The 13292-nt window shown below is 35.4% G+C and carries 9 protein-coding genes; 3 read left to right on the top strand and 6 right to left on the bottom strand.

Going from position 1 to position 13292, the window contains the following annotated elements; translation table 11 throughout:
* Nucleotides 1–12: 12 nt before the first annotated feature.
* From BLT57_RS13820 to BLT57_RS13835, 4 genes are all read right to left on the bottom strand, one after another.
* Nucleotides 13–1353: a dihydrolipoamide acetyltransferase family protein gene (locus BLT57_RS13820; RefSeq protein WP_091426527.1), complete on the bottom strand. Its 1341-nt coding sequence runs from the start codon at nucleotides 1351–1353 to the stop codon at nucleotides 13–15.
* A gap of 80 nt (nucleotides 1354–1433) precedes the next feature.
* Nucleotides 1434–2540, bottom strand: a complete 1107-nt coding sequence (locus tag BLT57_RS13825; protein WP_091426529.1) for a glycosyltransferase family 2 protein — start codon at nucleotides 2538–2540, stop codon at nucleotides 1434–1436.
* A 7-nt stretch (nucleotides 2541–2547) separates the two neighbouring features.
* On the bottom strand, nucleotides 2548–3165 hold the full coding sequence (gene recR / locus BLT57_RS13830) for a recombination mediator RecR (protein WP_091426531.1): 618 nt from the start codon (nucleotides 3163–3165) through the stop codon (nucleotides 2548–2550).
* A gap of 101 nt (nucleotides 3166–3266) precedes the next feature.
* Nucleotides 3267–6233 carry a T9SS type A sorting domain-containing protein gene (locus tag BLT57_RS13835; protein ID WP_091426532.1) on the bottom strand — a complete coding sequence of 989 codons (2967 nt, stop codon included), beginning with the start codon at nucleotides 6231–6233 and terminating at the stop codon, nucleotides 3267–3269.
* A gap of 160 nt (nucleotides 6234–6393) precedes the next feature.
* Between BLT57_RS13835 and BLT57_RS13840 the strand changes: the two genes are divergently transcribed.
* On the top strand, nucleotides 6394–7830 hold the full coding sequence (locus BLT57_RS13840) for a sodium:solute symporter (RefSeq protein ID WP_091426534.1): 1437 nt from the start codon (nucleotides 6394–6396) through the stop codon (nucleotides 7828–7830).
* On the opposite strand, the gene BLT57_RS13845 is transcribed toward BLT57_RS13840, so the two are convergent.
* A complete protein-coding gene (locus tag BLT57_RS13845) occupies nucleotides 7807–8169 on the bottom strand; it encodes a CoA-binding protein (protein WP_091426535.1) in 363 nt (120 codons plus the stop codon). The two genes, BLT57_RS13840 and BLT57_RS13845, sit on opposite strands and share 24 nt — an antisense overlap.
* Before the next feature lie 160 nt (nucleotides 8170–8329).
* Between BLT57_RS13845 and BLT57_RS13850 the strand changes: the two genes are divergently transcribed.
* Nucleotides 8330–10801, top strand: coding sequence for a TonB-dependent receptor domain-containing protein (locus BLT57_RS13850; protein ID WP_091426537.1), 2472 nt, complete (start codon nucleotides 8330–8332; stop codon nucleotides 10799–10801).
* Nucleotides 10802–11738: 937 nt separating this feature from the next.
* Nucleotides 11739–12137, top strand: a complete 399-nt coding sequence (locus BLT57_RS13855) for a hypothetical protein (RefSeq protein ID WP_091426538.1) — start codon at nucleotides 11739–11741, stop codon at nucleotides 12135–12137.
* Between the two features lie 140 nt (nucleotides 12138–12277).
* On the opposite strand, the gene BLT57_RS13860 is transcribed toward BLT57_RS13855, so the two are convergent.
* A complete protein-coding gene (locus tag BLT57_RS13860; protein ID WP_091426540.1) occupies nucleotides 12278–13282 on the bottom strand; it encodes a 3-oxoacyl-ACP synthase III family protein in 1005 nt (334 codons plus the stop codon).
* Between the last annotated feature and the right edge of the window lie 10 nt (nucleotides 13283–13292).

The raw sequence follows: 13292 nt of genomic DNA on the forward strand, positions 1-13292 counted from the left end.
GAATGTTTTTTTTTAAATCTCTCTATTAGAATCCCAAGCCTCTAAATAATCTTTAACGGCTTTTACAAATTGTCCGCCAAGCGCACCATTAACGACTCTATGATCATAGGAGTGCGATAAGAACATTCTATAACGAATACCTATAAAATCACCTTCAGGAGTTTCGACAACTGCAGGAACTTTTCTAATAGCTCCTAAAGCTAGTATTCCAACTTGTGGTTGATTGATAATTGGTGTTCCCATGATACTACCAAAAGTACCAACATTAGTTACCGTATAGGTACCACCTTGAATATCGTCTGGTTTTAATTGATTATGACGTGCGCGATTTGCTAAGTCATTTACCTTTTTAGTCATTCCTACTAAATTCAACTGATCTGCATCTTTAATGACAGGTACAATTAAATTTCCGTCGGCCAAAGCCGCAGCCATTCCTAGATTGACATGCTTCTTTTTAATGATGTTATCCCCTTGTATCGAAATATTCATCATTGGAAAATCGCGCAATGCTTTTGCCACTGCTTCCATGAATATTGGTGTAAAAGTCAGGTTTTCTCCTTCTCTTTTAAAGAACTCATCTTTCACTTTCTTACGCCAGTTCCAGATTTTCGTCACATCGGCTTCTATAAAACTCTGCACATGAGCAGACGTTTGCACAGATTCTACCATATGATGAGCAATAAGTTTACCCATTCTAGTCATCTCTACAATCTCATCATCTCCACTTGCTAACACTGGAGCCGGTTGTGACTTTCTCTCAACTGCATTCACTTGAGCGGCCGCTGGTTTCGCTGTTTCAGATGGAACAGATTTTACAGGTTCGGATTGCGCGCTTCTTGAATCTAAATATGCTAGAATATCATTTTTGGTCACGCGTCCATCTTTTCCAGAACCTGGCATCGCATCGAGCTCATTCTGTGTTACCGCTTCTTGTTTTGCAATATTCCTTACTAAGGGTGAATAAAAACGATCTCCTGAGCTTACGATTGGCGCAGCAGTTTCTTGCGCTACTGTAACTGTTTTTGTCACCTCAGCAACAGCAACCGGTTCTGGAATAGATTCTGATGCTAGGACTTCTCCTTTTGGAGCAGCAGTTGCTACAGTATCTTCACCATCTATCTCTATAACAGCAATAGTTTGACCTACCTGAACAACATCATCAACTGCAAATAGTATTTCTACTAACACACCATCTACCTCACTTGGCACTTCACTATCAACTTTGTCTGTAGCAATTTCTAGCACTGCTTCATCAGCTTCAATTGTGTCACCAACCTCTTTTAACCAAGATGTTATTGTTGCCTCTGCAACACTCTCTCCCATTTTTGGAAGCTTTAGTTCAAATTTTGCCATATCTGTAATCTAGCGTCTATAATTTGTTTATGGATTGCAAAATTAATGAAAAATCAACACAATTATTGAGATTATTTCAATTAATTATCTGCAATAGATATAACTTCTCCCCTACGTTTGGAGCTATTACTTCCGATGATAAAGTTAGAGTTTTTTGGAAGAATTTTAAATGTTGACGTACAATTTTTAGGTGTATTGGACAGTATTTCGATGATTGACTTAAAATTAAGATAATTATTGTCTAAAATATATTCTGTGCCATCAACATAATTAGTAAAATGATTAACCACAATTAATTCCTTTGCCAAAGCAACTTCTACGCGCTTATGATGTTCCGCAGACACCAGTACATATTGCTTTGGAGTTTTATGTTCTATTTCCGAAGTGCTACGAAATAAAGGCGCTAATTTTATTCCTAGCCATACAAGTACATTAAAAATTACATTAGACTTAAAATGTTTGTCGTAAAAAATTTGCATCGCACCATAAAAACGCTTGGCATAAGTTTCATCTTTTAATGTGCTTTCCCCTTTGTAATGTATAACAGTTGTGTTGCCTTGATACATATTGTGATAATTAGCTTTAAGTACTTTGTATGATAAATCTATGTCTTCACCATACATAAAATAGTCTTCGTCAAATCCCTGAACCTCATTATATACTGCTCTTCGTATCATCATAAAAGCACCTACAAAAACGGGCACTCTCCCTGTCCCTTTTTCATTTAGATTAGACGCATAATAGGATTGGGACATCCCGAGAATTTTTTTGATAGCTATAAAAGGTGTTGGTATATTCCTTTTACTTTCTGGAAGAAAACGCCCTTGCCCATCAATAAGTCTGCATGATAAAATCCCTAGCTTATGTTTTAACTCCGAAAGACTAAGGAGATGTACAAAAGTATCTTCTGCAACGACCGTATCTGGGTTTAAAATACAAACGTATTCTCCTTTGGCCGCTTTTACTCCAATATTATTTCCTTTTGAAAATCCGAAATTTTCTTTGTTTTCAATCAGTTTGATATTTGGGAATACAGTTTTGACCATAGCACAGCTACCGTCTACAGAATGGTTATCAACGACAATAATTTCAGATTCTATATCCACCAAAGCCGCTTCGACACTTTTAAGACAGAGTTCTAAAAAATGGCGTACATTATAATTCAATATGATTACTGAGAGCTTCAAAGGGTCGCTAGGATTTTAAGGAGGCTTCAAATGGGATTCTATTTATAATACTTCTTCCAAGTGTGACTTCATCGGTATATTCCAATTCATTTCCTACAGAAATACCTCTTGCTATGGTAGAGGTTTTTACGTGATATTCCTGAATTTGTTTATAAATATAAAAATTAGTGGTATCGCCTTCCATAGTAGATCCTAAGGCAAAAATTAGTTCTTTTACCTTACCTTGCTTTACTTTTTCAACCAACGGCTGTATATTCAACTCATTAGGTCCAATACCATCCATGGGTGATATCTTTCCACCTAACACATGATACAACCCTCTAAATGAACTCGTGTTTTCGATAGCCATGACATCTCGAATATCTTCAACAACACAAACAATATCGTCTACGCGGTTTGGATTAGCACAAATTTCGCATAGCTCTGTATCACTAATGTTATGACAACTTTTACAGAATTTAATTTTGGTACGCATTTCACTCAAGGCATTAGCAAAATTCAAGGTTTGCTCTTTGGGTTGGCGTAATAAATGCAGTACCAAACGCAAAGCCGTACGCTTACCAACACCCGGTAGCTGCGACATTTCATTAACTGCGTTTTCTAATAATTTAGAAGAAAATTCCATAGTTGCGAATTTACAATATGTCTAGCAATTTCGAATACCTTTACACAAAAAAACCACCATCAGATAACTGACAGTGGTTTTACCTTATACTTGAATTAAGCTTATTCGATTACTAATTTTTTAGTTACGAATCCTCTTGAATTATTAATCTTAACAAAATATAGTCCGGTAGCATAATTTGAAACGTCAATTGTCTTAGGTTGAGCTATCGTTTGGTTCTTAGCGAAGTACATTAATTTACCTTGAGTATCAAAAATTCGTATCGAGACTTTCTCAGTTTTATCCCAACTCAATGTCACATTTTTATTAGTAGGATTAGGATACATATTAAATGACTCTAAATCAAACTCACTTAAACTAAGGGTATCATCAAATAGGTCTGAGCGCCATAGTCCGCGTCCATAAGTTGCGGCATAGACTTTTTCATCTACTGTATTAATTTCTAATTCACTAATAATCACATTAGGTAAACCGTTACTAAAAGGTTGCCATTCTGTATAGGTATTATCAATATAGTATACACCATAATTCATACCTAAATACAAGCCATCAAAACCATTGTCATGCCAAACCAAGGCTTGTGCATTAAAGTTTGGTAAGTTAAGTTGGTATGAGGTCCAATTATCTCCTCCATTTGTAGAAACAAATACCTTACGACCATCTGTTGTAGCAATTGCAACTTTAGCTGGATCTGAAGGATGAACAGCTATAGAGTTAATATTCCCGAGTATTCCAGGTATTTCTGTCCATACGGTATTGACATCTGCATTTGTATTTTTAAACATTCGATTTCCATCAGCGGCATACATCACGTTACTATTAGATGGTGCTATTTTCAAATGGTTTAAGTCTCCTCCAAAGTTTTGTGAAATACTCGTCCAGAACGTTCCACCATTTACTGATTTATAAACTTCATCATAGCCTGTATAAATTGTATTTGGTGTTATAGGATCTTGTTCAAAAGGCGTGATCCAGTTTCCTGATTTGCCGTCAGGTTCTGGCAAGCCGGTATAATTTGCACCTCCATTAAAGGTTTTATATAATGACCCAAACTGAGAGGTCCCGTAAAGTATGTTACTATCATTTTTATCTACAAACGATTCCATTCCATCAGCACCTAACCAATCTGACCAAACGCCATCAGCTGCTCTCACAGATGTACCATTATCTTGAGATCCTCCGGTAACGATTACAGGATCGGTTTGACTAATTCCAATTTTATAAAATTGTCTAATTCCTAAACCTGTTGTTAAGTCTCTATAAAATGTTGAATTTACTGTTGTTGGGTTGTCTGCGACATAAACGCCACCATCAGTCCCGGCATAAAGTTTACCTTCAATAAATTCTAATATATCCACATCAGCATGACAATAGCCAATATTTAGTGAAGCTGCATTTCCAGGAACCCATTGAGAAGTTATACCAAAAGTAGTTCCCCCATCAGTAGAACGCCACGTATTAATACCAGCAATATGAACATCATCAATATTAGTTGGGTTAATAGCTATATCCATATCTCTTGGTGCTTGTCCTAAATTATCATTAGCATTGGTATCATATCCAAAATAATTCTTATTGTTATGATCTAACTCAGTGAATGTGTTTCCACTATTATCAGAGCGATGAAAACCTGCAAAGGTTCCATTTTGAGCTTCTAAGACATATACAACATCTGGATTAGCAGGTGAAACACCAATCATTTTTGGCCCTCCTGCAAAGGTATTAGGACTAGTTTCAAAGCCATCTTCAAAAACAGTCCCTAATGTTGCATCATTTATTGACACATCATCTAATGTTAATCCGCGACCATAGAATGACGTTCCTTCAAATGCCACATAATAATCAGAACTCGGATTAGGCAATGCTAGTGTAATATCATTCCATGTTGCTGATTCTGAGGTATATTCTGCCAATTCTATCCAGCTTCCGCCGGCTGATGTTTTATATAAAACTCTCACGGTATCTATATCTCCTGCCCAATTTACATTGGTATACGAAAAGCTTACAGTTGGGCTAGAAGCACCTGTTAAATCTAAAGCTGGTGTTATCAAATTAGTTGTTGGTTCTGAGAAATTACCAATATAGAAAAGTGCCATTCCAGAACCTGTTCTTGGCGTTACCGAATTATTCTGATTAGATCCTGATGTGGTCCAATCATTAGTTCCACTTACAAATTCTTGAGTCCAAGACCCTAATCCGTTTGGAGATGTAAAAGTAGTTCCTCCATCTGTGGACTTAAAGAAAGACGTTCCTGAGGCGTAAATAACATTAGTATCTCCAGGCTTAAACTCTATGTCATAGCCATTGGTTGCGCTAGAGGTGATCCTCGTCCATGTGGCTCCTGTATCTGTAGATTTAAAAATCCCTCCACCTTCAACAGAACAATACATTTTACTGGTATCTGTTGGATCTATTAAAATTTTGTTCACATTACCGTTTCCTGTATCGGCTAACAATGACCATGTAGCCCCTGCATCAACCGATTTAAAAATTGTTCCGCTAGTCGTTCCCCAATAATAAATAGAAGCGTTAGTGGGATCTATAGCTAAGGCGTAAACGACAAGGTTAGAAAGGTCATCTGTTAAGACATCCCAAGTCACTCCACCATCAAGTGTTTTCCATACACCTCCAGAATTTGCTCCAACAATCATATGATCTGAATTACCACTCTCGGCTGCAATGGCTGTAATACGACCAACTCCTGGGTTCCATCCACTACTTTGATTCCAATAAACAGGACCTAATTCTTCCCAACTTCCAACGGTAGTTCTAGCAAGAGTTGTCGATTCATTTAAATAGCTATTATAGGCTTCGAGCTCATTGAAATAAAACTCAGGCGATTTTAACATGCCATTTTCGTCCATATTTCTTAAAGCTTGATATTCCCAACGTTTGTATGGTTTATAGCCTCGTCCTCTTTCGGTTCCAACTAATGCAAAATGGGCTTCAGCGGCTGTTTGAATCTCAGCAACCGTATAGGTGCCTTGTGCAATCATTTGTCTGTAGTCTTGAGACCAAACCACAGTAAACGAGAAAAGAAAAGCCAATAGTAGGTAAAAATTTTTCATAATGAATAATGGTTAGAATTAAGTACATTGAAATGTTTAGAGACCATGAAAAACTGTTATTTCAGAAAAACATGGTGCTTCATTAGAAATTACTTAATATTGTTTACAATTTTTTACGAAAATAAGATATTTGAATTAAATCTTCGCTAAACTTGCAAATATGTCGACGAACGCCATCATTTTCCTCATTCTAGCCTATTTTGGTGTCTTAATTTTAATTTCTTATTTCACGGGTAAAACATCCGGAAATGAGGCGTTTTTTAAAGGGAATAAACAATCACCATGGTACGTTGTTGCTTTTGGGATGATAGGTGCATCACTTTCAGGAGTTACCTTTATTTCTGTTCCTGGCTGGATTGAGGCCTCTCAGTTTAGCTATATGCAGGTCGTATTGGGCTATATCGTTGGTTACCTCGTCATAGGAACAGTACTCTTACCCTTATATTATCGACTCAATTTAACATCAATATATACGTATTTAGAAACGCGATTTGGAAATTATGCATATAAGACAGGTTCGTCCTTCTTTCTAATCTCCAGAATAGTTGGCGCGAGTTTCAGATTATATCTCGTCGCCAATGTACTGCAAATTGTATTATTTGATGAATTAGGGGTGAGTTTCTGGCAAACAGTGACCATTACAGTATTACTCATATGGCTTTACACATTTAAGTCTGGAATTAAAACGATAGTTTGGACAGATACCTTGCAAACACTTTTTATGCTTGTCGCTGTAGGCGTCGCTATTTATTTCGTTAGTGATGAACTGGGAATAGAAAGCGGAAATCTACTAGGTTACGTACTCGATAGCGATCTTTCTAAAATGTTCTTTTTTGATGATTATAAATCCGGGAACTATTTTTGGAAGCAATTTATTTCTGGAGCCTTTATTGCTATTGTTATGACGGGTTTAGATCAAGATATGATGCAAAAGAATCTCACCTGTAGATCTTTAAAAGATGCTCAAAAAAACATGTTTTGGTTTACCATTGTTTTGACCATTGTCAATTTTGTGTTTTTAAGTTTAGGTTTGCTACTCACTATATATGCTCAGCAAAATGGTATTGATGCGCATAAAGATGATCTTTTTCCTATTTTGGCTAAACATCATTTAGGAGTTGGTGTTTTTGCTTTTTTCTTGTTAGGCCTTATTGCTGCTGCCTACTCAAGTGCAGACAGTGCCTTAACCTCACTAACAACCTCTTTTAGCATTGACATTTTAGATATTGAAAAAAAATACACCCAAGAACAACAAGTCGTCACCAGAAAACGAATCCATGTGGTCATTTCATTGGTGCTTATTCTAGTCATCATCGCTTTTAAATATATCATTAAAGATGAAAGTGTGATCGCTAAATTATTTGTTTTTGCAGGCTATACTTACGGACCTTTACTTGGTTTATATGCCTTTGGTTTATTTACATCTTGGAATGTAAAGGATAAATTAGTGCCAATGATTGCGCTATTATCACCCATACTATCTTATCTCATTAGTGTTAATAGCCTTAAATGGTTCGGATTTGAATTTGGATTCTTTATTTTAATTCTTAACGGACTATTAACCTTTCTAGGTTTAATACTGATTCGTAGACAATAATACTAAAGTACACGCCTCTTCAAAATAAATATTGTGTTGTTTTAAGATATTTTGAAATTCAGGATTTTCAGTACCTGGATTAAAAATAATACGCCTTGGTTGTAATGCGATGACATAGTCGTAGAACGGCTTTTGTCGACTCGGGTTTAAATAAAGTGTCACCGTATGAATTTCTTGATAGGGCATTAGATTGGTGTCTATATTTATTCCACCAACCTCTCCTTCTCTCAAACCAAAGGCCACAACCTCATGGCCAGAATCTATCAATCTGTTAATTGCAAAATTAGAATAACGCTGCGGTTTTAATGATGCACCTAAAACCAATGTCTTTTTTACCATTGCAATTGTTTTGAGACAAAAGTACAATTCATTGCATAATGGCTCTTGCAAATGTTAAAAAAATGTTAAGGTGCGTTAAAACGAGTAACACCTTGAGGAAGTAATCGTCTATGTTAATACAATCAAATTAATTTCATCAATCTAAATCAATCAATCAAAAATGAAAATCCTTACCCAAGTGTGCATTTTTTTATATGCCCTAGTAGCATTTGCACAACCTCCAAAATTAGAATTAAAAAATGGAACTGTAACAGGTCGTGTTATCGATGCAGAATTACAACAACCTTTACCTTATGTAAATGTGATTATTAAAGACCTCTCTGATACTATTATCACCGGTGGCATCTCTAATGATGATGGTAGCTTCAAAATTGAAAAGTTACCCGATGGTAAATTTATAATTGAAATCACGTACATAGGATATAAAACTATATCCAAAGAAACCACCCTCGAAAGAGGAAAACGAAACATTAATCTTGGTGATCTGTACCTTAATGAAGATACTGAAAGTCTCGAAGAAGTCACCGTTATTGCTGAAGTGTCTACCATTCAACAAAAAATAGACCGAAAAGTTATAAATATTGGTAAAGACCTCACTACATCAGGACCTACAGCGTCTGATATCATGAATAACATTCCTTCGGTAAATATCGATCAACAAACGGGTGATATTTCTTTACGTGGTAATCAGAATGTGCAAGTCATGGTGGATGGAAAACTATCCAATATTCCTGCGGCTCAGCTCTTACGACAGATTCCTTCAACGTCTATAAAACAAATTGAACTCATCACGAATCCTTCAGCAAAATACAACCCTGAGGGGATGAGTGGTATCATCAATATTATCTTACATAAGAATGTAAATATTGGTTTTAACGGAAATCTTAATTTGGGACTTACCTATCAATTAGAACCAAAGTTTAACAGTTCTATTGATATGAATTACAGAAATGGGAAGCTTAATTTCTACGGAAGCTACGGTAATAATATTTCAGATAACCGTAATACTGGATTGCTAACACAAACTGAGGCCGATGTATCTCAAACCTTCAACTTTTTAGACCAGCGTAATTCGCATTTATTTAAGTTTGGTGTCGATTATTATATCAATGATAAGAATACATTTTCAATCTTTACAAATCAAAATATTTTTGATGGTGGTACAATAGGTCAAACGAATCTTTTCCCTATCTCTAACCCCACTAACGGTCAATTTCAAGATTTCGACAATATGAATGATAATAATAGTCAGCAATACAATGCAGATTACAAATTAGATTTTGAAAAGGAAGGTCATAACATTGAATTAGAAGTCGATTACAATACATATGAAAGTGATTTAGAAACGGTGAATACATTTACTGGTAATCTAGTGAGACCGAACTTTGATGAGTTTACTGATACTGAACGCAATCGTACAACGATAAACTTAGACTATGTCAACCCCCTATCTGAAACTGCTAAATTAGAATTAGGCGTTCAAGCTCGATTATTTGATAATACCATCACATATAATTCTGATGCGCGTGTACAAAATGAATTTGGCGATTTTATTCCAACACAAACACTTTTCGATTATGAAAGAAATATCTATTCGGCATATGTGAGTTATGGGAAAAAGTTAGATAAATGGTCGTACCAACTAGGAGTAAGAGCAGAAACTGTACAAGTTGATGCCTTGGCTATCGACACAGATTTGACGAATGATACCACTACTAATTTCCCATTTGAAAATGACTATTTTCAGGTATATCCTTCAGCATTTGTAACCTATACTGCTTCAGATAAGAATTCGTATCAATTTAGTTATAGCAGACGTGTGGATCGTCCAGGCGTTGGACAAGTAAATCCAATACCTGAATTTAACACCCCTTTAATTTCTCAATTTGGAAATCCTGAACTAGAACCTCAATTCACAAACTCTCTAGAAGTAAACTATACGAGAAATCTTGAAAAAGGAAGTATTACAGCCGGCGTATTCTATAGGCTCATCGAAAATGAGATTAACCAAGGGGTATTTGTTGACCGTTCCAGTTTAGGTTCGGGTCGTGTGATCTTAACTAATGATAATTTTGACAATACTTCAGCCTATGGATTAGAAATTTCTAGTAGCTACAAACCAACAAAATGGTGGAGTTTTAATGCTAGTTTTGATTTATATGCACGGAAACAAACTGGTATTGCTGAGTCTTTAGATCCAACAATTATTGATCCTGCTGAAACAGATATCAACCTTAACAAGGTAGAGGTAGATAACATCATATACAACTTTAGAATCTTTAATAATTTTAAAGCAACCAAGAAATTATCGTTCTCTGCTTTTGCAATGTATAGAGGAAAAGATACAGGTCTAAATTTTGAAATGGATCCAATGTACTTTGTAAATCTTGGTATGCGCTATAGCTTTCTTGAAGATAACAGAGCGACGTTTAGCATGAATTTCAACAATGTATTTGACACACAAGAAATCTCTATTGTAAGTGAACGTCCGTTTAGACAAACAGTAAACTTTCAGCCAGAATTTAGCACCATATTTGTTGGTTTATCTTACCGCTTTGGAGGTGGGAAATACAGAGCAAAATCTCGTAAGAGACGAGATAATGATGAAAAATCAGGCGGAGGTCTCATGTAAAAATAAAGTTTAGTAGCCTTCATAAATAGTTGATGGTTAGTGTTAATGTTAGGTTATTAAATAAGAAAGCCCAAGACTAAAAAGTCTTGGGCTTTTGTTGTTAAAAGATTATCCATGCACTGGGAGATGATTAAAATATCCGACTTAAATTATGTAAAAACATAAGTATTCGTTTTTTCAGAGTTAGTTTTAAAACACAAAAACGCTGATTAGTCGAAAAAAAAACCAAAGCAATCTTGTTTTGGATTTTTTTAAAACGAATGAATTTGTGTTAATTGAGCGTTAAAACTGTTAAGAAATAAAATAAAATAGAAATTCTAGCGTCTATAGAGTGTGATAAGTTTTAAGGCTAATCAGTTTAGTGAATCACTGTTTTATAGTTTTAGTGTTTTTCAATAAATTGGTTAATAGCAGAAAAATCCCAAAGTTTAAACTTTGGGATTTTTTGTTTTATTAACAAATGAAGCTTAAGTGCTTTGCTTCCGACTTAAGTAAATAGCATAAACTCCAATAATCAATAGAATCCCTGATGCTGAAAGCCCATAAATATCATTATCGTGCCTTAGCCCTCTAAATTGATTACCAAACATGATGCTGCAAGCTATAAGAAGTAAACCTGCACCAGCATTGTTTCTTTTTTTTGTTTTCCATCTTTTCGGGTATTAGTTAGAATCTAAAGATAGTATTAAATTCCTTATTTTAAGGAGCTCAGAATGAGCGTTTCAAAATCCTAATATTTTTTTGGATACTTTTTTGAATATAGATTGATTTTATAAATAAAAAAAAGATTGTTTCAAGATCTATCGACGGAACATCTACTTGGGAAGAAAAATCTCTAGATACTGATATACTTATCAGTCCCACCAGTATAGTTGAAAGATCTAATAACGGTAATAGTACTCATACTCATGGTAGTTTTGTTTTAGGAAACCTTCAAATGACTTGGTCTGGCACCGAAAACAATGGTGGGACTCATGGAAGTGCTACTTTGACTGATCAATTAGCTCCAGGTTTAGATGTTAGTGTTACCATGGAAACTGATTGCGTTAATGCCATTGGAAATGAAGTGGTGTACGTAGGACGTATTACAGAATCTATTGACCCTACTAATTTTTTATTTAGAGTTGGAAATAAAATCTCTTTAAAAGTGATAGATAATGGTCAAGGTAATAATGCTCCAGCAGATCAATTTGGTGGTTTGTTTATTTCAATAGGTGGATTTTTCGGAGGCGAGCCACAAGTTTGTGAATCTCTTGGACAGCCAAATTTTTCAGCTTGGGAAGGCCTGCCAACAACTGATATACCAGCACCTGGAAGCGTTAAAATAAACAACTAAAATCAACAAACTTTAGAGTTTTACATTTCAAATAAAAGTGAAGTCGTCAATACGTTTTATTGTCTACTTCACTTTTTTGTTTGCAATAAATTATTAGATTTTTTTCAGATAGAATCAGCTGAAACACAAAAAGAAATGTCTTACCACTTTATAATCACACTTCCCCAAGTAAACCCACTACCAAAAGCTGCTAAAACCACATTATCTCCTTCTTTTATTTTTCCTTCTTCCCATGCTTCGGTTAATGCAATAACGACAGAGGCTGCTGTCGTATTACCATACTTCATGATATTATTAAAAACTTGGTCATCCCTAAGACTAAATTTCTTCTGAATAAACTGTGCTATTCTTAAATTCGCTTGATGCGGAATTAACATATCAATGTCTTCGCGTTGCAAACCATTTTTAGCCAAACCTTCCATAATGACTTCGCTAAAACGAACGACTGCATTTTTAAATACAAAGGTACCGTCCATATATGGGAAATAGGATAAATCTTCATCGCCAGCTTCAATAATTTCTGGAACCCAATGTGCAATACTTGGCGATGCCACAATAAGTTTATCTGCATATTTACCTTCGCTATGTAAGTGTGAAGATAGTATCCCTTTTGTAGTATCCTCTTCTCTACTTAACACCGCAGCGCCTGCTCCATCGCCAAAAATAACCGTAACACCACGACCTCTTGTACTTTTATCTAATCCGTTACTGTGATATTCGGCTCCAATAACGAGAATGTTCTTATACATTCCTGTTTTTATAAATTGATCAGCTACCGAAATTGCATAGATAAAACCAGAACACTGATTTCTTACATCCAAGGCTCCAACGGTAGGCATATCTAACATATCTTGAATTTGCACACCACAGCCAGGAAAATAATAATCTGGACTCAAGGTAGCAAATACGATAAAATCAATGTCATCTTTGGTTATACCTGCACGCTCAATGGCTATCCTAGCAGCTTTTGCACCCATAACTGCCGATGTATCTTCTGTGCCTTCTTTAATCCAACGTCTTTCTTTTATACCAGTACGTTCTTGTATCCATTCATCATTGGTGTCCATCATATTAGATAGATCATCATTTGTCACTACATTATCAGGAAGATACTTTCCTAAGCCAATTATTTTCGAATTATACATAGTAAAATTT

Source organism: Formosa sp. Hel1_31_208 (genome assembly GCF_900104785.1).
Classification (GTDB): domain Bacteria; phylum Bacteroidota; class Bacteroidia; order Flavobacteriales; family Flavobacteriaceae; genus Psychroserpens.